Here is a 20095-nt window from a genome sequence, read left to right as displayed (position 1 = left end):
TTAAGCAACAATTTCAGGGTGAGCATCGATGACCGCAACAACCCGTTGAAGCAGGTGATTGTCGGCTTCGCTTATCGAGTCGTACGACAACCAGTCCGCAAGAATGTCTGAAGCCGTTGCCGCTTCGCCTTTTTCCAGTTTAGCGGTCATCATCTGTAGCTGTACGCTAGAGCGTGTAGAAGCATCTGCTTCTGGGCTAGGCATACCTGTTGCTACTTCTAATGCTACCGTTAACCATTGTCTGTCATGTTGTCCCGCTGCGCTGCCGTTAGACTGACCTAGTACACTTGCCCAGCGCTTCCCTAGCGTTTCCGCCAAAGCCTGCTCATCGCCACTGCCTTCGCCCACACTAAGCTGTAGTAGCGAAATAAGTGCCTGAGCCCGTGCTAATCGCGCTTGCGATTGTGCACTTTTAGCTTGCGCAACGCGCTTGCTTTCAAGAGCATCAATGTTTCTTTCAACTTTTGTCCGCTGCGCTTTTGGCAAGTCGGTTAACTTAGCACGTATGTCACCTATTGATTGACTGAACGCGGTATCATCGCTGTTAATGTCAACAGCTTCTACTTGCTTAAGTAGCGAATCTACTAACGCATTAAACGCATTGTTCTGTACTTTCCGTTCGGCTTTTAAACGCTCAAATACGTTGTCGTTTGCAGCTTTAAACTGAGCCCACAACTTACTCTCTTCACGTTTACCTGCGTGGCCAATTTGTTTCCATTGGCTCTGCAACTGCTGCGCTTTGTCGGCAGCTTCAGTTACATCTTCTTCTACCGAAAGCTGCTGAGCCTGAGCAACTAGCTCACGTTTTTGTGCTTGATTATCGCTTTGCCATTGATTCACTTTAGCCTGAATTGGCGATGAAACCGCCTTCCATTCTTGCTTCAGTTGTTCATATATTTCGCGTTCTACCTGACCTGCACTGTGCCACTGCTTAGACGCTCTATCGAATACCTTCACTAACTCGGCTTCGGGCATGTTAATGTCCATTGCCTTGACCGTAGCGATAACCGACATGCGCTGTTCACGCGCAGCAGCGCGTTGTTCGTCTAGCTTTGCATAATGAGCTCTACAAGGTTCAAACGCTTTTTCAAGGGCATCATCGAATTGCTGTTGTAACAACTTATCTTCGCTGCTTTCTTCACCATTAGACGATGAAGGCGTTAATGATAACCATTGCTTGCGCAGGTACTTAATAGCTTCACTTCTCTGCTTTATGTTATCGACATCGGCATTTGCCAGCGCAATTGCTTCTTCCACAAGCGCTGGTTTACGCGGCGCCGCAAGATAATCTTGCCAGCCTTCTAGGCGCGACACATCACCAGCCGTTTTTTCAAAGCGCTTTTCCACATACTTTTTCGCTGAATCTGGCAGCGCAGAATAACTTTCCTGAAGCTTCGTAAACTTAGATATTGCAACGCGAAACTTACCCTGAGCAATTAAGTTGTCGATGACACTAATGTGCTTCCTAACGTACTTAACTTGCTCATTTTCCTTGGATTTCTGCGCTCGTTCTTTGGCATTTACACTACTTGTGGCGGCATTAAATCGCTTAGACAGTGCCTTTGGCACAGCATCGATTTCGCGGCTGAGCGCCTTGTATGCTTGACGCGCTTCATCAAATTCCGCTTTAAGATCCACTACGCTGCTATTTTGTGCTTCTTCGCCACCGTTTATTTGACTCGAATCTTCAGCCGATGCGCTAGCTTCTTCAGTGCTTACATCACGAGTACTCTCTTTCGATTCGCTATCACTTATCCCTACAATCTTTGTGGCAATATCCTCAAGCAACTGAAGTTTAATTAGTAGCTTTTGACCGTATTGCTGCTGCATAGAGAAGCGATCAAGCTGTTCGTTTAGCTCGTCAACAGAGCGTTTAATCTGTGTAATTCGTTTATCAGTGGCTGACTCATCATCTAAACGGGCTAGCTGCTCAAGGGTGGCTTCAACACCGCGAACGCTTTCATTAACCGTTGCAACGTCAGCAAGCGTAGCTTCACAAAGCCGGTTGTTGTACAGCCAGGAAACCTGGTCTTTGGCGTGTGTTAACTGCTGCTCGCACAAGGCTTTAGTATTGGCACGTTGCGACGCTTGTTGCTTTTCTTCCCATGCCGGGCGGATACGGCTTAAGTATCGCTCAAGCTGCTCACCTATACGGGCGCGCTTTTCTTCATATTCAGCTTGTTCTTCTGAAGTGAGTAAGTCAATTTGAGCAAACAGCCCGGTTAATTCGGCCTCAAGCTCATTGCGCTTTTCATCAATGGTTTCTACATCTGACTTGTCGAGCAAAGCCTGATATTTTGAAAGTCCCAGAGTGAGCTGTTTTTTAAGCTCCACTGGGCGCTTAGCTGCTTCTTTGATAGCGTCAATACGTGCATTAATTTGCGTTGTAAGCGCATCATCTGACACTTTCTTAGCAAGTTTATGTAAATCTGATACGTCTGAATGGGCGTTTATTAGCTGGGTTTGCAGCTGGGTACTCGCGCCCTCCAAAAAGACAAACTGAGTAAAAGATGGCTTCGCTACTTTTTCGATTAGCGCGTTAGCTAGGGCATCATCGTGTAAAAGTGTAGGCTCTTTTTTCAACATTTGCGGAACTAGCTGTACCACTAGGTCAGCGTTAGCGGTTTCAGTTAAAAAAGAGAATACCTCTTGACGAGAAAGCGTGACATCACCCTCTCCCAATAAGGCGGCGTTTACCTTTTTCTCCGCCGCTTTTTTAACGCGAGATTGCTTGGCAATTTGTGACATTTTAAGCCACAGTACAAAGCTATTTAGCTTTTCGAGTGCTGCTAAACTGACATTTGCATCTTCATCATTAAATGCCAGTTCGTGAAGAATTGTTTTTTCCTGTGCCTTGTCGGGAGAAAGACTCTCGATTGCCTGCATCCGTTTTTCAGGCTTTGGGCTTTGGTGTGAAGGCGCAAATATACGACTAAATATCATCCTGTTTAAACCGCGCTATTGTATTTTTATCATCCTGCTCATCGCGTAACGAGCGTTTAAAGTCGGCTTTGCTTTTATGTACAATTTCGCCGCTCTCGCCTACTGTCATATGCTCAGAGGACTTTTCTATTTTTGCTTGATACAGCATAACAGCCTGCATACTGCTTGCTTTTTGCTCTTCGTTTAAAGGCGTGCCATCTGGCCACTTACCTGTTTCAACAGCCTGACGCAGACGCTCGTAAATCTCCGGCGTCATGCTGGCTAAAAGTGCTTCTATATTCATTTAGGAAAAACGCTTTATGTAAACAATACGCGCGCGGTTTACTAAGTACCAAACAAAGCCAACCACTGCGCCCAAAATAGCTAAATTATGTTGCAAATCACCTGGGCGTGTTCCGCCCCAATACATGAAGCCAAAACTCGCAACGAATATCAGCATAGCAAGAAGGGATTGGTTCTGGATACTGGCTAACTTTTTAAATCTTTGTAAGCTTTGTTTGCGTTCAATATCTTCAGAAGTCGCATCACCGATTTTAAAGTCGCAGTGAGGACACGTCTTCGCTTTGTCAGACGTTTTCTTATTACATGAAGGACAGTCAACTAATGCCATATGTTGCTCCTATTTATTGGGTGCGAAATGGAAATGCACAACACGCCATTGAACGAGTGAGCATTTATACGCGGACGGGTATCATACTTAAGTTCATCACAACAATGAAGTCGATTCTGTGGATTAACCCTATCGCCATAAAACAAAAATGCGCAGGGTGTTAACTTTTATACAAAGTTCACCGCTACGCATTTTTACCTTATAGCCAAGTTGCATTTCCCTTCAGTGAAACTCAAGAAGGGGCAATGCTGTAGGCACTATCACCTTAATTTTTATGTCTAGACCAGTAGTCGTTAACCGTTTCTTTCATCTCTTTACAAAGCAACATGATACCGAACAGGTTTGGCAAGGTCATTACTACGATAGCCACGGCAGAAAGTGCCCAAACTAACGTGGTGTCAGAGAATGCCGCCCAAACAAACCCTGCTACGTAGATAACGCGATACGGCATTACCGAACGAGGTCCAAACAGGTATGTCATAGCGCGGTCACCATAATAAGACCAGGCGATGGCGGTTGAGAACGCAAACAGCATAAGGCCAATCGACACGATATATTGACCAAAGTCGCCAAAGAAACCACGAGTGAAGGCAATAGTGGTGAGCGCAGCTGAGTGAACCAGCGACTTACCGCTTACTTCAAGATTCTCTTTAACAGGCTTTCCGTCGACAATTTTAAGCGTACCGGTGAACAAGTCTTCACTGCCTACCGCATACTTCACGTCTTCTGCTACAGACCTAGCGTTAAGCAGAGTAAAACCATCGCTCACAGCCGTGCCGTTAACAACGGTAATAGAGCCAGTGTACGGCTGTACATTGTTACCTTCAATTTCATTGAGGTAACCGTATAGCTTGTTTACATCGTCTTGGTTCGAATCGTCGTATTGACCTGCAACAAAGTACATGTCTGAACGATCGAAGACATTTTCATGTTTTTCTTTCCACACGCCAGACGACAAAATAACTAAACCAGTAACGGTACAGATTAGAATAGTGTCGATGAAAGGTTCAAGCAGTGACACCATACCTTCTGACGCAGGCTCTTTAGTTTTTGCTGCAGCGTGAGCGATAGGTGCAGAACCTTGACCCGCTTCGTTTGAAAACAGGCCGCGGTTAACGCCACGGTTAAATGCATAAGCTAACGAAGCCCCCAAGAAACCACCTGCAGCAGCTGAACCTGTAAATGCATCACCGATAACAGCAGAAAACGATGGGCCAATGTTGTCTAAATTAGCAAAGATAACGGCAAGCGCACCGATAAGATAGATAACTGCCATCACAGGAACAACACGCGCTGTAAACGCTGCAATGCGTTGGATACCACCAAGAATGACCAGGGCAAGAAGAATACCCAGTACACTGCCTACTATCCACGGTTCGAAACCAAAAGTGGCTTCAATACTTTGCGCAATACCGTTACTTTGAGGAAGGTTCCCTGTACCAAATGAACTGACTACCGTTGCAACAGCAAATGCAACCGCTAACCACTTCATGTTTAGGCGACGGTCCATGTAATACATGGGGCCACCGGCCATGGTGCCGTCTTCAGTTTTCACACGGTATTTATGCGATAGGGTAACCTCAACAAACTTAGTCGTCATACCTAAGAAAGCCGTCACCCACATCCAAAACAGTGCAGCAGGACCACCAAGGAAAATAGCGAAAGCAACGCCCGAGATGTTACCTGTACCAACAGTACCAGACAGTGCGGTAGTTAGCGCTCGAAAGTGCGTGGTGTCGCCGGGATCGCTCTCTTTATCAAACTTACCGGTAACAACCTGCCAAGCGTGCTTAAAAAAACGAATTTGCGGAAATTTAAGATAAATCGTGAAGAAAAGACCGACGCCTAACAGTACATAAGGAAACCAGAACGCGCCCCCTAAGAAACCATCGAGCATTGTCAGAAAACCATATAACCCTTCCAACGTTATTCCCCTTTTTTATTATGTTTAATTGTTGTTTTATTTTAATAATTAAAAGGCCTCTTTTTGTCGAGGCCTTTTATGCGGAAGTTTTCACTTCCTGATTCTTATTTTATTGCTCTGATGCTTTCAGCTTCTTAACAACCGCATTAACACCAATTAGCAAATCTTCACCTAACTGACGGCTGCGTTGTACCGACCAACCATAAATGTCGTCTGGCACATCAGCGTTATCTTTAAACGGCATTTCTACGGTGTATGCCATACATTTGAACTTCTCGCCTACCGCATTTGACGCCACGGTAAGGTTAGCCTTGCCCGGCTCGTCTTTGTCGTAGCCAAACTCGTCTTGGAATTCAGGCGTCGCATTTAATAACGCATCTTTAAAGGTGTTTTCAAGCATTTTGATAGTGTCATTATAGCTAGGGTTACCTTCACTTCCTGCTACAAAGTTGTACGGCAATGCCTCATCACCGTGCAAATCAAGATACATGTCTACACCAATTTCGCTCATTGCGTTAAGTACGTAAAGTACTTCTGGGCTTTTTTCTTTCGATGGTGTCCCCCATTCGCGGTTAAGATTGGTGCCTACAGCGTTAGTACGCAGATGACCGCGTGCGCTGCCGTCTGGGTTCATATTCGGTACGATGTAAAATACGGCGTTATCAAGCAACTGTCGCGCCAAGCCATCTTGCTCGTCAAGTAGACGATAAATAATACCTTCGGCACACCACTCAGCCATAGTTTCACCAGGATGTTGACGTGCCGTGATCCATACTTTTTTCTTTTCTGGTGTTTCTTCACCTATAACCAGCATAGACATATCACGGCCATCCAAAGTAAGGCCTAAAAATCTATGCTCGCACAGTAATGACATTTGCGCGTCGTGTACAAGATCGAGATGACGTTCATAGCTGTAGGGAATGAAATACGCAAAGTAAACGCTAGGCTGCTCTAGTGTTAGTGAAAACGTAAGGTTGTCACCGTCAAATTCGCTAGGAATTCTAAACCATGTTTGACGGTCGTAAGACGCTAAAACGTTATATCCCTTCCAACCTTCTGGATACGCTGATTTTGCCAAGTTACCAATCGTCATTGTGTGCGTAACAAAAGTTTCGCCTACTAAACGGAAATGGAACCACTGTGCAAATTCAGATTGGTTGTCATTAGGGATGGCTAGACGAATATCGTCAGGTGATTGTGCGCTAACTACTTCAATGTTACCGCTGTCGAATTGACTGGAAATATGCATAGACTGTCGTTTTCCTCATTATTTGAGCGCTAATTTAGCATAGACGTAAACACAAATTCCACGCACTCAGCGGGTTTTGTACTATCGAAAGTATACAAAATGTTTACACCATCAAAAAACCGACCACTTAGGTCGGTTTTTTGTACAGCTTCTTGTTATGCGTGTTGCTTACAGCGGCAACGTAGGGAAGCTTAGTCCTGCCATGTCACGAACTACGCGTAGCACCTGACAGCTATAACCAAACTCATTGTCGTACCACACATACAGCGTCAAGCGGTTGTCTGCAGCGATAGTTGCCTGAGAGTCAATCACAGACGCCGCGCGAGAGCCAACTAAGTCTGTAGACACAATCTCTTTACTTGCCGTGTAGTCAATTTGGTGCTGAAGTTTCGAGAATAACGCGGTATCGCGCAAGAACTCGTTAACTGCAATGCGGTCCACTGACGTTTTAAGGTTTAGATTCAAAATCGCTAGCGATACGTTAGGCGTAGGCACGCGAATAGCGTTACCGGTAAGTTTACCCGCTAATTTCGGGTACGCCTTAGCAACCGCCTTCGCTGCGCCCGTTTCGGTAATAACCATATTAAGTGGTGCACTGCGTCCACGACGGTCACCTTTGTGATAGTTATCAATAAGGTTTTGGTCGTTGGTGTAAGAGTGAACGGTTTCAACGTGACCGTTTTCGATTCCATATTCCTCGTCTAGCGCTTTTAGCACTGGCGTTATCGCGTTAGTGGTACAGCTTGCTGCAGACACGATAGTATCTTCAGGTGTTACTTCTTCGTCGTTTACACCGTGTACGATGTTCTTAATATCACCTTTACCTGGCGCAGTAAGAATAGCTTTCGCTGCACCTTTAGCTTTAAGGTGAAGACCAAGGCCATCGCGGTCACGCCAAATACCTGTGTTATCAACGATGATGGCGTTATCGATACCATATTGAGTGTAATCCACTTCATCTGGGCTGTTGGCATAAATGACTTGAATGTACGAACCGTTTGCTTTTAGCGCGTTACGTTCGTGATCAACTGTGATGCTGCCGTTGAACGGCCCATGCACTGAATCGCGGCGCAGTAAGCTTGCGCGCTTTTCTAGGTCGCCATCGCGCCCGCCACGAACCACTACGGCACGTAAGCGAAGCTTGTTGTTTTTACCTTGACGCTCAATAAGTAAGCGAGCAAGTAAACGACCTATACGGCCAAAACCATATAGTACAACGTCCTGAGGTTTCTGATCGTCCTCTTTGTCGGCAACGTCGTTTAGTTTTTCGTTAAGGTAGGCCGTAAGGTCGTTGTTGTCGACCGCAGAACCGTAGTGAAAATCAAAAGCTAATTTCCCAATATCAATTTGAGCCGGAGCAAGCTTCATGTTGCTCAGGGCTTCTAAAATTGGAAAGCTTTCGCGTAGACGTAGCTTAATACCTTCGTGCAGACGCACTTTGCGGTGCGCTTTAATAACATCAATAGCACTGGCGTTCAGTAGCGAGCGTCCATAAACTGAAATTTCAACTGCCTTATTGCGGTACAATTTACCAATAAGGGGCAACATCATTTCTGCGTATTCCTGACGCTCTTGCCAGCTGCTCTGTAATTCCTGCTCAAACTGTTGATTCATGCTTCTGCCTTCATCGATATTAATTTAACGGTGTTGTCGTTGTTGCAAGCGCGACCACTTATTAACTGGCACAATTGCTTTCAACAAATCCTAATTACGCGTCAGCTTTTTATTATTTTTAGGGTACACTAGGTGAGTTTTCGCCTGACGGTGACGAGCAGTATCTTAAATAAACAAGCAAGGATGACCAAATTGTTGATAAGTTTCAAAACCTCTATGAAAACCCCTACATCAGAGAGTTTATTTAGTAAGTTTCCAACAAAAGGCCGTATAGCAACGCTGTGGCTGTTAGTATCAGCTAGTCTCACTGGTTGTGGCGATCTGTTTGAACCAACTATCAGTGAAATTTGTGAAACTCACAGCGAGATTTGCCTAGATTTGAGTTTGGATGCCCGTTGTCGCGGCGAGCGTGCTGAGATTATTCGCCTGCGTTACTACAACCAAGACTCAAAAGACGACGCTTATAAGTACCCTCTCCTGCTAAACTTCGAAGAATATTTAACCTGTGTTGAAGAAGTGCAGCACATCGAACACGTTAAACGCAAAGGTAAAGAAGCGACGAGATTAAAAGGCGTCATTACTGCTCAGCGTGAAATTAAGCGCTTAAGCCGCGAAACAAAAGACTCCCTTGACCCTTATCTCTCGTACTACCACTGGACACGTTATAACGACAAAGAGGCTTTTCATCGCTTTGAGCGCTACGCTGCCAGCAACCGAGTAAGCGACCCTAAATTGTTGGTCGCATTGGCATCCGTTCAAATCAAAACAGATCAGAAGCGCACTATCGAAACCTTATATCGCGCGCTAAGTTTATATACGGATAGCGACGATATTGATGTCAGCATCTTCTATTCGCTCGCGTCCATGGGACTGGATGTCGATAATTATCGTCTTGCTTATGTTTGGTATGGTGTGGCTGAAGCCTTTGATGAGAGACTTAACGACACTCAGCGTGTTCAGCTTGGACAACGCTATGCCCTTCCGGTAGACATTCTAGACAATATTGTCGATGAAATAGTCAGTAGCTTGAATAGCGCGACCTTTGACGCGGATTCGTTAAAACTAAACAAGCTCTGATTTTTTGAAACTCAATTACACAATTTCATTGGTAAATAATTAAAAAAACCGCCGTTTATGGGCGGTTTTTTTCCGTGAAGTAACTAAGCTGCCTCAGTAAGGTTAAATTTTAATCAGATGTTTACCTTAGTCTTAAACTGCTGAGGGTTTGACATAATGTTCACATAACGCTTTAGCCTCTAACTTTAGCGTTGTCTTCACCTATAAACGTCATTGATAACGAATTAACGCAGTATCGCTGACCCGTTGGTGCCGGGCCGTCGGGAAAAACGTGACCTAAATGCGAACCACACTGTTTACAAAATATCTCTACCCTGCGCATGCCGTGGGTCAAATCTTCTCTATAGTCGACGTTGCCGTCGTCGAGCTGTTTATAAAAAGAGGGCCACCCGCACCCGGCATCAAATTTGGTATCAGATGGGAAAAGTGGCGCCTCACAGCATTTGCACACGTACAAACCATCTCGCTGTTCGTCTAGCAATACACCGGTGAAAGGCCGCTCAGTCCCTGCTTCGCGGCATACATAGTATTCCTCGTCATTAAGCTCGGTTTTCCAGTCTTTTTCGTTAGTTGATGAGTTTGTATTTTTATCTGTCGACATAACTTACCTCTTAAACAAAAAAGGTGTATTTGAAAACAAATACACCTTTTCTTAGTGTACGCTCAATTGTGAGCGCATGTACCACTAATTAGTTCACACTATTTCTTGATAGCGGTTTGTGGTCGCGCAGGATCACTCCACTCGATGTGATACTTCTTACCTGCTGGCTTGTCTACGCGCTGGTAGGTATGAGCACCAAAGTAATCGCGCTGACCTTGCAATAAGTTAGCAGGTAGCACAGCTGTGCGATAAGAATCGTAGTAGCTGAGCGCTGACATCATTGCAGGGCAAGGTACACCAGCAAGCGTTGCCTGTGCAATTGATTCACGCCAGTCAGCTTGATACTGAGTAATTTGCTCAGAAAAGAATGGATCCATTAGCAGGTTAGCTAAGTCTTCATTGTTTTCATACGCCTTGGAAATAGACTGCAAAAATACGGCACGAATAATACAGCCTGCACGCCATATTTTAGCTATCTCGCCAAACTCTAACGTCCATCCGTGCTCTTTTCCCGCCATCGCCATTAGCTGGAAACCTTGTGCATATGCACAGATCTTAGAACAATAAAGTGCTTGCTCTAGCTTGTTGATGATAGACATTTTCTCGTCATCACTAAAGGTTGGTGCAGCAGGACCTGTAAGTACTTTACTTGCCGCCACACGCTCGTCTTTCAGGCTAGAAATACTACGTGCGAATACCGCAGAAGTGATGGTCTGTGCTGGGCTACCAACTTGCAATGCACTGACTGCGGTCCAAAGGCCTGTTCCCTTTTGACCGGCTCTGTCTAGGATAACATCAACAAGCGGTTGATGTGTTTCGGGATCCATTTGCTCAAGGACCTCGGCGCTGATTTCCATCAAATAGCTATTCAGCTTGCCTTCATTCCAGTTACGAAATACCTCTGCAATTTCTGCAGGTGCCATATGTAAGGCTTGGCGCATAACGTGGTAAGTTTCACAGATAAGCTGCATGTCTGCGTATTCGATGCCATTGTGCACCATTTTTACGTAGTGCCCTGCCCCCACAGGACCAATATAGGTCGCGCATGGTTCGCCCTCTAACACTGGCTGGCCTGGGGTATGGCTCTCTAATGGTTTGCCTGTTTCTGGGTCAACCTTTGCAGCAATAGCCTTAAGAACAGGCTCAATGCGAGTCCACGCATAAGGGTTACCAGATGGCATCAAAGATGGCCCGAAACGAGCGCCTACTTCACCACCTGACACTGCGGTAGAGAAGAAGATGAACTTGCCTTTGTACTGCTCTTCACGCGCTACAGAGTCTGTCCACAGGCTGTTACCAGTATCAACCACGATGTCGTCAGCGTGAATACCTGCATCGATAAGGTGATTACAAACGTGGTCAACGGGATCGCCAGCAGGCACAGAGATGATAATAAGATGCGGGGCTTTTAACTTGCTTAAAAGCTCGGTGTAAGAACTGCAACCTTCGACACGAGGCTCAGTATTTTCGGCTCTTTCGCTTGCGTCTTTGGCAAGAATAGACTCAACTTTATTTTGGTCTAAATCGAAACACGCTACACGATAGCCATGGTCCACTAGGTTCATGGTAAGGTTACTACCCATCACCCCTAAACCGATAAAACCAATATCACACGACTTGTCTTCGTGCGAATTACCACCTTTCTTTTGCATAGGAACACCCTCACATTTCAGATGGCTGCGCATGATACCACCTGAAAGAATAAAGAACAGTCTAAGCTAACAATTTAGTGCGCACTGGTGTAATTGTCACCAGCGGTAAACATTAACGGGTTCGACAGCGTATTATGACCGATATTTTACTACGCTTATTATGTGTATTGAGCGCACGGGCAGCTGCCCTGTACAAAATTCACACAAAGGTAAAGACTTTGTTTCTCACCTCTCTGCCCTACTTACTCACCTGTTGGTAACTAGCTCCGCTTTCCCTTTTTCGATGAACAAATTTTCTTACACACTAGATCGTATTAAACACCAGCCCACGTGGACGCCACGTGGCTATCCCGAAAACTGAGAGAAGCTAAACAAGGTAAGCGATCTGCTGGCCTGTAAAAACACTTTTTGAATACAAATCGACGGTTGTTCTTCGAGGGAACTGTAGCGTGTGTCAAGATGCATAGTCCATCCCCCTTTAGGTATGACAGACGGCAAATGAAACCGCACGTCACTTTCGCTTGCGTTTACACATAAGAACCAATGCTCAGGCTTTTGATCGCCCACTACACAACCTTTTATTTCTACACCAAACGCTTTGTTATGGTGAGCATTCCAGTCTTCCGACGCCTTGTCAGAACCGTCAGGCTTATACCAGTTTATCTCTTTCACGTTCCGCGACAGCGTAAAAGTATCATCATGTAGCTTCAATTCGCTGAGCAGTGATGATGACTGACGCAGACGAATAACGTACTGGCAGAAGCTCAGGAAATCTTGCTTGCGCTTGTTTAATTCCCAATTCATCCAGCTAATTGGATTATCCTGACAGTAGGCATTGTTATTGCCTTTTTGAGTACGACTAAGTTCATCGCCCCCCAGAATATGCGGTGTACCTTGGGAGAAAATCAGGGTTGCGAAAAGATTGCGCTTTTGGCGTTCACGAGTAGCAAGAATCTGCTCGTCATTCGTTTCCCCCTCTACGCCATAATTGGCAGAAAGGTTATGTCCATGACCGTCGCGATTTTCTTCTAAGTTATCGAGATTATGGCGTTCGGCGTAAGTAACTATGTCATGCAGCGTAAATCCGTCGTGATATGTCACGTTATTTACCGATGTACTTATATGTCGATGACCTTTGTGGAAGATATCTCGTGAGCCCATCAAGCGTGTAGCGAAGTCAGCTGTTACCCCGTCATCGCCCCGCCAAAAGGCGCGCACGGTGTCGCGATATTTATCGTTCACTTCTAACCAGGGTGATGGGAAGTTTCCAACTTGATAGCCGCCGGGACCAATATCCCATGGTTCAGCTAGCAACACCTTCCCTTTCAAAACAGGATCGCTACTTATAGCTCGTAATAACCCTGATTTTTTGTTGAATTCTTGCGGCTCTCTGCCCAAACATACTGCTAAGTCGAAGCGGAAACCGTCAACGCCAATAACAGATACCCAATGACGCATAGCATCTAAAATGAGTCCCATCATAAATGGTTGTGCCGTATTAACTGTGTTACCACAGCCAGAGTGGTTGGAATAAACCAGCTCTCCATTCTTTGTTTGTTCAAGCAGATACGCTTGATAGGGGCAGAACCCCTTGTAAGACAGAATGGGGCCGCCAACACCGGCTTCTGCGGTATGGTTAAATACTACATCAACAATTACCTCTAGTCCGGCAGTGTGATAAGCGTCAACCATAGACTTCAATTCGGCGAGAGCATCTAATACACCGTAGCGAGGCTCTGGTGCAAAAAAGTTAACCGGGTTATATCCCCAATAATTAGTCAGGCCTTTCTCAGTGATAAAGGGTTCAGGCATGAACGAACACATTGGCATAAATTGCACCGTAGTCACGCCCAACGTTTTTAGGTGCTTGATAACACTTGGATGCGCAGCACCTATAAATTTACCTCTGTGCTCTTTAGGAACATCAGGGTGAAGCTTTGTGAGCCCTTTAATATGCGCTTCATATATCACCCGTTTATGCTTTGGGATAACGGGAGCGCTGACATGGCTGGTGGCATAGTCACTATTGTCGATAACTATACACTTGGGGATCATAAATTGTGAATCGTGCTTGTATTGCCTAGCGTCCCACTTTATTGCGCGACTGATTTTCTTAGCATAGGGGTCGATAAGCAATTTGTCGGTAGGCACCGCATGTAAGCCACCTTCTGTGCGTTCTACGCGATAACCGTAGTATTGACCTGCACTGACACCAGCGAAGTGACCATGCCAAACATCACCGGTTTTCTCAGGTAAAATATGCTCGCTAATAGCCTCTTCCGTGTCACTATTGAAAAAACACAACACAACCGCCTTTGCATCGGGTGCGTACACGGCAAAATTACATCCGTCTTGTGTAAGCGTTGCGCCAAGTGGCTGGGCTTTACCCATTCCACTTTCTACAATTAGTGCGGTGTCTCGAATCTCGTTCACTACGTTCTCAATCTATCTGTTCGCCAGAGCCTGTATTTCTAGGCAACTAATCCACATTGGTAACATAAAATACCGTAGCGAGCGGCGGTAAGGTAATCTCCGCCGAATGCGCACGCTCATTCCAAGGCATTTTCTGCGTCTTTACAGTAGACACTACCTCATAATTGCTACCCCAATAAGCACCGTCATCTGTATTAAGTGCTAACGTTAGCGTGCATGCATCATCTACGCCTATTCTAAAATGTTTGCGTGGTACAGGTGTAAAATTAGATACTACGTACACTTTTTGTTTAGCGTCTTTCGACATTCTTATAAACGACACCACACTTTGGTCGGCATTGTTGTGATCTAACCAAGCAAAACCGCCAGGCTCGTGATCTTGTTCATACAATGCTGGCGTCGTCGTATAAAGTTGGTTCAGCGCCTTGTACAGGGCTTGAACGCCTTTATGCTTGTCGTAGTCCAGCAAATGCCAGTCTAAACTGCTGTCGTGGTTCCATTCACGGGCTTGCGCAAGCTCATTTCCCATGAAGTTGAGTTTTTTGCCAGGGTGACCGTACATAAAACCCGCGTAGCAACGTAGGTTAGCTGCCTGCTGCCACTCATCGCCAGGCATCTTGTGCAACATACTGCCTTTTCCATGTACTACTTCATCGTGTGAAATAGGCAGCACGAAGTTTTCGTCAAACGCATAGACCATGCTGAAGGTAATATCGCCATGGTGGTAATTGCGGTATGCCGGGTCTTTAGCAATGTAATGCAATGAGTCGTGCATCCACCCCATATTCCACTTAAAGCCGAACCCCAAGCCGCCGTCAAAAACTGGACGAGAAACCTTGGGAAATGACGTTGATTCTTCGGCAATAGTCATGGCGTCTGGGTAGTGCTTGTACACTTCCTCATTCATCCATTTAAGTAAACTAATGGCTTCGTAATTTTCGTTACCCCCATCCACATTCGGGATCCACTCGCCGTCATTACGTGAGTAATCGAGATAAAGCATGGACGCCACAGCGTCAACGCGCAGTCCGTCAACGTGAAATTTGTCTAGCCAAAACAATGCGTTCGCGACTAAAAACTGACGAACCGTGTCTTTGCCGAAATCGTAAATGCAAGAATTCCAGTCCGGATGCCAGCCCTTTCTCGGGTCTTCATATTCATAAACACATGAACCATCAAACCTAGCTAGCCCATGTCCATCTTCAGGGAAATGCGCAGGTACCCAGTCGATAATTACGCCTATACCGGCTTGGTGAGCTTTATCAACAAAGTATTTAAATTCATCTGGGTTTCCAAATCTGCTGGTTGGTGCGAACATTCCCACGGGCTGATAGCCCCATGAACCGTCGAAAGGAAACTCGGAAATAGGCAGCAATTCAACGTGAGTGTAACCCATTTCGCTGACGTAGCTTATTAAGTCATCGGCCAGCGCTTTATAAGTAAGATAGCGCGCATCAGTTTCAATGCCTGGGCGCTTCCAAGAGCCAAGGTGCACTTCATAAATGCTCATTGGGCTGTTGTATTTGTTACCCTTTCGCTTTTCCATCCATGCACTATCATTCCACTCATAGTTATTGTGGTTGTAAATTTTAGATGCATGAGAAGGATACTGCTCGGCACTGAAGCCCAGCGGGTCAGCCTTGTGTGGTAAGTCGTGACCGTGTGCATCTTTAATGTGATACTTGTAGCGCTCACCTTCGCCTAATTCTGGTACAAACAGTACCCAGTAACCCATGGAAGTTTTTTCCATGGGATGCATACGCCCATCCCACTGATTGAAATCGCCAATGAGCGAGACTGTACTTGCATTAGGCGCGAAAACACAAAATCTCACACCGTTTACCGATTCACCTTGGGAAGAGGTAAGTGTTAATAGTTGAGCACCTGCCTGCTGATACAAATTTTCTGGCTTGCTATCAATATAATGAACAGCGTGGTAGGCCTGCTCTGTGAATTGATAAGGGTCAATTGCACCTTTATCGTCGTTGCCCCCTTTAACGGCAACGCGATAAATTTCGCCCTGATAGTTTTTAGGCAATGGCGTTTCGAAAAGACCATTTTTGGAGGTAACGGTTAAATTTTTTAGCGCTGCACTCTCCCATTTAATCGTTATTTCACTGGCATCAGGGCGCCACACGCGAAGTATCGACCTTTGTTTATTGGTAACTAAACCTAAATGGGAAAACGGCTGAGAACATAGTACCTGTTCAAACTGCTGCGCTAATTGCATTCGCTACTCCTAGTAAAAACCCGCATGGCAGCGGGTTGAATTGAGAGCTTAAATGCGTTGTTCACACTTAAGCTCTATCAAGTACCGTCTTGGTACTTTATCTTACTCGTTTAAGTTACCCAGGCAACCGCCTATTATCATTTCTTTGATAATGGCAATTAACCCTGACTTGCTTGCTTTCTGGCATGAGTAAGTTTAGACGCTAACTCATTTATATCATGTCTATCGAACATCGACTCGATATTCTCGGTGAGTTTTCTTCGCCAGTTCGGATACTCGTCAAATGTGCCCGGAATATTTACCGGCTTATCCATTTCTAACCAATCTTCTAACTGAAGGCTTAACAGAGCACTTGAACCACCAGCCATGTGTACCTGCATACCGTTATTCAGTTCGCGGTTCATGCCTGTGTAGTTCACATCGTGACCCACGTTGTCGCCAATTGAGCCGTGGCCGTGCAAAGTATCTAAAATCGCCTGTTTGTTTTCGTGACGATCCGCATAAAGCGTTTGTAGAATTTCTTCTGTTGGATATAGCCCTATCTCTTTGCCTAACTCTAAATCTAGACAGTGCCAGTAACCAATTAGCGTCGGCATATCGTGAGTAGTCAATGTTGACATAGACTGAACAGGATAATGGCTAGGTGAGAAGAAACCACCGTCTTCGGCTTGTTCGAAGAAAAATACGCGGTATGAGTACACGCCATTATCGGCAAGCTTACTGCGAATTTCTTCTGGTACAGTACCCAAGTCTTCACCAATAACCAGGCTTTGATTACGGTGACTTTCTAGCGCTAAAATACCAAGCAAATCATCTACTGGGTAATAAACGTAACCACCATCTTTAGCATTATCACCTTTCACTACCCACCATAAACGCAGCAACGCCATAACGTGATCGATGCGCAGTGAACCAGACGACGCCATGTTAGACGCAAACAAGTCAATAATAGGTTGATAACCCTGTTCATACAGCTTACGAGGGTCCATAGGCGGCAACCCCCAGTTCTGGCCTAGTGGGCCTAAGATATCCGGTGGAGCACCTACGCTTGCGCCTGTGCAATATAGGTCTTTGTTACCCCAAATTTCCGCACTGCCTTCGCTCACCCCTACCGCCAAGTCGCGATAAAGCCCAATAGTCATACCCGCATCTGTAGCTTTACTACTTGCAAGTTCAAGCTGCTGTGCAGCAATCCACTGAAGGAAAAGGTAGAATTTGACATCTTGCTCGTTAGCGCTCTTAAACTTAGCTACAGCAGGGTTGTGATAATCTTTGTATTCTTGTGGAAATACCGGCCAGCCCCAGCTGTCTTTGCCTTCAGCTTTCAAGTGCGATTGCAATGCATCGTACACCGCTAACATATCTAAGCTTTCACCGCCCGCTTCTACGAAGGCTTTAAACGCTTTATTCTGCTTTGTGCTTTTACGAAGGTATTTGGCATCGTAAACATCAAATACTGCTTTAAGCGCAGCCAACTTCAAATGAGCTACCGCTTCATAGTCTACATGTTCGACATTACGCGCATGGTCAAGTGTAGCTTTAAATTCATCACTATTAACTACGGCTTGTACTGATGCGTCGTCGTAACCGTCAATGGCAGTCACATCGATATACAAATAATTAAGCCAACGACGCGAGCTTGGTCCATAAGGCGAGCACGCATTAGGGTTTGCAGGGTAAAGCGCGTGAATAGGATTAAGCCCGATAAAGTCTGCGCCAACACCAGCGGCTTTTTCAATAAGCAGAGCTAAATCAGAAAAGTCACCAATTCCCCAGTTCTTTTCACTGCGTACACAGTAAAGTTGAACGCTTAAACCCCAAATCTTTTTCCCTTCTTTAATCTCGTTTGGCGTGTAGCAGGCTTCAGGTGCCACAATTAAACGAGAACGCGCAAACTCATCGTTATCTGCACTTAAGGCAACGTCGTGATACCCAAGGGGCAAATCCAAAGGCAGCGTCACAACATATTCATGGAACTCCACATCATCGATATGCGCCATAGTTGTCATTTCTTGGTCAACTGGCGTAAATTGATGAGTAAGAACATCACCATTTTCACAAGTGATGGTAAGCACGTGGTCATCGTTCACCAATTCAATAGGCAAACGAACCGCTACGTTAATTTCTTGAGTGTTACGCACCACTTGAACAGGATTTAATGGCGACAACCATACCGACTTAATATCTTGTGTAATTTGTGACTGAATTTTTTCGTCACTACTGGTGTCATAGCCAAGTGTGTTAAGCAGTTTTGCTTTACTTGATTCTGCGATGGTTGCTGGCTTTCCCCATGCGTCGACGTATTGGGTTTCTATTCCCCGCATTTCAACCAGTTGTTGCAGAAGTTGTTGTGTCATGGTGTGTCATTCCTGTTATTCGGTGAAAGACGCAAAGCCAAAATAAGCAAAGTGCGTCTACAAACAAATTTTTAACATTATTCTAGAAACAAGGGCTTGGCGATATCTGAATACGATTGCAATAGCACTTATTCGTAATTTTGCAACACTTTGGCTTTTTATTTTGCTAATTATGGCATTTTGATCCATACTTTACGTAATTTATTTTCATTTTATTTAAATAATCGGGGTACGTTATGACAATTCGCATCGGTATCAATGGTTTTGGCCGTATTGGACGTCTAGTAATGCGCGCTGCTGCAGAGCGCAACGACATCGAAGTTGTTGCAATAAACGACTTGCTAGACACGGACTACATTGCTTATCTATTGAAATACGACTCGACTCACGGTTTGTTCGACGGTGAAGTTACAGTAGATAACAATAGCCTAGTTGTAAACGGCAAAACTATCCGTATTACTTCTGAAAGAGATCCAGCAGCACTTAAGTGGGATGAAGTAGGCGTTGACGTAGTAGTTGAATCAACAGGCCTATTCCTTACTAAAGAGACGGCGGCTAAGCATATCGAAGCAGGTGCGAAAAAAGTTGTGATGTCTGCGCCTTCTAAAGATGACACACCAATGTTTGTAATGGGTGTTAACCAGGACAGTTACGCTGGTGAAAACATTGTTTCAAACGCATCTTGTACAACTAACTGTCTTGCTCCACTTGCAAAAGTTCTTAACGACAAGTTCGGTATTGTAGATGGACTAATGACGACTGTTCACGCGACGACTGCTACTCAGAAAACAGTTGACGGCCCTTCTATGAAAGATTGGCGTGGTGGTCGCGGTGCTGGTCAGAACATCATTCCATCATCAACAGGTGCAGCTAAAGCGGTAGGTAAAGTTATTCCTGAGCTTAACGGCAAACTTACCGGTATGGCTTTCCGTGTACCTACGCCAAACGTTTCGGTAGTAGACCTTACTGTAAACCTAGCGAAGCCTGCTAGCTACGCAGAAATCTGTGCAGCAATGAAAGAAGCGTCAGAAGGCGAACTTAAAGGTATCATGGGTTATACAGAAGACGCTGTTGTGTCTAACGACTTTGTAGGCGACGCTCGCACGTCAGTATTTGATGCAACTGCTGGTATCGCACTTACAGATACATTCGTTAAGCTAGTATCTTGGTACGACAATGAATGGGGTTACTCAAACAAGGTTCTTGACCTTGTGGCTCACATTTCTAAATAATTAACCCTATCAGGCAAAAATAGTTAAACTATTCACGCTAAAGTTGAGTTAATCTCAAGGTGTAAACGCTGCGTTTGCACCTTTTTTGTTTTATATGGTCTTATATCCATAATGACGATACTCCAGCGACACACGTTTTCCCGTCGCTTACCCAAAGTTTGTTTTCATATTAG

At 45.2% G+C, this 20095-nt stretch carries 13 protein-coding genes; 2 read left to right on the top strand and 11 right to left on the bottom strand.

The window, feature by feature from the left end:
• The 6 genes from BGK61_RS06915 to BGK61_RS06890 form a co-directional block, all read right to left on the bottom strand.
• Entirely contained in the window at positions 1-2943 is a 2943-nt protein-coding gene (locus tag BGK61_RS06915; RefSeq protein WP_076026036.1) for a DUF349 domain-containing protein, read from the bottom strand.
• Positions 2933-3226, bottom strand: a complete 294-nt coding sequence (locus BGK61_RS06910) for a YeaC family protein (protein ID WP_014998703.1) — start codon at positions 3224-3226, stop codon at positions 2933-2935. Before BGK61_RS06910 ends, BGK61_RS06915 begins: the two co-directional genes overlap by 11 nt.
• Positions 3227-3553, bottom strand: a complete 327-nt coding sequence (locus tag BGK61_RS06905; RefSeq protein ID WP_014949837.1) for a zinc ribbon domain-containing protein — start codon at positions 3551-3553, stop codon at positions 3227-3229.
• A gap of 265 nt (positions 3554-3818) precedes the next feature.
• Positions 3819-5477 (bottom strand): alanine/glycine:cation symporter family protein, encoded by a 1659-nt coding sequence (locus tag BGK61_RS06900; protein WP_014998704.1) that lies wholly within the window; start codon positions 5475-5477, stop codon positions 3819-3821.
• Between the two features lie 109 nt (positions 5478-5586).
• Positions 5587-6726 carry a M14 family metallopeptidase gene (locus tag BGK61_RS06895; protein ID WP_076012832.1) on the bottom strand — a complete coding sequence of 380 codons (1140 nt, stop codon included), beginning with the start codon at positions 6724-6726 and terminating at the stop codon, positions 5587-5589.
• 168 nt (positions 6727-6894) lie between these two features.
• Positions 6895-8340: a glyceraldehyde-3-phosphate dehydrogenase gene (locus BGK61_RS06890; protein WP_039216557.1), complete on the bottom strand. Its 1446-nt coding sequence runs from the start codon at positions 8338-8340 to the stop codon at positions 6895-6897.
• 192 nt (positions 8341-8532) lie between these two features.
• On the opposite strand from BGK61_RS06890, the gene BGK61_RS06885 reads away from it, so the two are divergent.
• Positions 8533-9417: a DUF2989 domain-containing protein gene (locus BGK61_RS06885; RefSeq protein WP_049587600.1), complete on the top strand. Its 885-nt coding sequence runs from the start codon at positions 8533-8535 to the stop codon at positions 9415-9417.
• Between the two features lie 172 nt (positions 9418-9589).
• Here the strand turns inward: BGK61_RS06885 and msrB are convergent, their stop codons facing one another.
• The 5 genes from msrB to malQ all read right to left on the bottom strand — a co-directional run bounded on the left by msrB (position 9590) and on the right by malQ (position 18690).
• Positions 9590-10018: a peptide-methionine (R)-S-oxide reductase MsrB gene (msrB, locus tag BGK61_RS06880; RefSeq protein WP_014998708.1), complete on the bottom strand. Its 429-nt coding sequence runs from the start codon at positions 10016-10018 to the stop codon at positions 9590-9592.
• A 98-nt stretch (positions 10019-10116) separates the two neighbouring features.
• On the bottom strand, positions 10117-11670 hold the full coding sequence (gene gndA / locus BGK61_RS06875) for an NADP-dependent phosphogluconate dehydrogenase (RefSeq protein ID WP_014998709.1): 1554 nt from the start codon (positions 11668-11670) through the stop codon (positions 10117-10119).
• 345 nt (positions 11671-12015) lie between these two features.
• Positions 12016-14103 carry a glycogen debranching protein GlgX gene (gene glgX / locus BGK61_RS06870; RefSeq protein ID WP_083648677.1) on the bottom strand — a complete coding sequence of 696 codons (2088 nt, stop codon included), beginning with the start codon at positions 14101-14103 and terminating at the stop codon, positions 12016-12018.
• A gap of 46 nt (positions 14104-14149) precedes the next feature.
• The gene (gene glgB / locus BGK61_RS06865; RefSeq protein ID WP_014998711.1) at positions 14150-16333 is read right to left on the bottom strand and encodes a 1,4-alpha-glucan branching protein GlgB; all 2184 of its coding nucleotides are present in this window, start codon (positions 16331-16333) and stop codon (positions 14150-14152) included.
• Positions 16334-16491: 158 nt separating this feature from the next.
• Complete coding sequence (gene malQ / locus BGK61_RS06860) at positions 16492-18690, bottom strand: 4-alpha-glucanotransferase (RefSeq protein ID WP_076011696.1); 2199 nt, start codon at positions 18688-18690, stop codon at positions 16492-16494.
• Between the two features lie 236 nt (positions 18691-18926).
• On the opposite strand from malQ, the gene gap reads away from it, so the two are divergent.
• Positions 18927-19922, top strand: a complete 996-nt coding sequence (gap, locus tag BGK61_RS06855; protein WP_014998713.1) for a type I glyceraldehyde-3-phosphate dehydrogenase — start codon at positions 18927-18929, stop codon at positions 19920-19922.
• Positions 19923-20095 lie beyond the last annotated feature (173 nt).

The organism is Alteromonas abrolhosensis, assembly GCF_001953635.1.
Taxonomy (GTDB): domain Bacteria; phylum Pseudomonadota; class Gammaproteobacteria; order Enterobacterales; family Alteromonadaceae; genus Alteromonas; species Alteromonas abrolhosensis.
Note: the sequence above shows the minus strand (reverse complement) of the source record. Positions and strands in the feature narration are given on the sequence as shown.

Coding starts and splice junctions, on each gene's coding strand:
- malQ (WP_076011696.1), bottom strand. CDS start 18,690: ATGACACAACAACTTCTGCAACAACTGGTTGAAATGCGGGGAATAGAA.
- gndA (WP_014998709.1), bottom strand. CDS start 11,670: ATGCAAAAGAAAGGTGGTAATTCGCACGAAGACAAGTCGTGTGATATT.
- gap (WP_014998713.1), top strand. CDS start 18,927: ATGACAATTCGCATCGGTATCAATGGTTTTGGCCGTATTGGACGTCTA.
- BGK61_RS06910 (WP_014998703.1), bottom strand. CDS start 3,226: ATGAATATAGAAGCACTTTTAGCCAGCATGACGCCGGAGATTTACGAG.
- BGK61_RS06915 (WP_076026036.1), bottom strand. CDS start 2,943: ATGATATTTAGTCGTATATTTGCGCCTTCACACCAAAGCCCAAAGCCT.
- BGK61_RS06905 (WP_014949837.1), bottom strand. CDS start 3,553: ATGGCATTAGTTGACTGTCCTTCATGTAATAAGAAAACGTCTGACAAA.
- glgB (WP_014998711.1), bottom strand. CDS start 16,333: ATGCAATTAGCGCAGCAGTTTGAACAGGTACTATGTTCTCAGCCGTTT.
- BGK61_RS06890 (WP_039216557.1), bottom strand. CDS start 8,340: ATGAATCAACAGTTTGAGCAGGAATTACAGAGCAGCTGGCAAGAGCGT.
- BGK61_RS06895 (WP_076012832.1), bottom strand. CDS start 6,726: ATGCATATTTCCAGTCAATTCGACAGCGGTAACATTGAAGTAGTTAGC.
- msrB (WP_014998708.1), bottom strand. CDS start 10,018: ATGTCGACAGATAAAAATACAAACTCATCAACTAACGAAAAAGACTGG.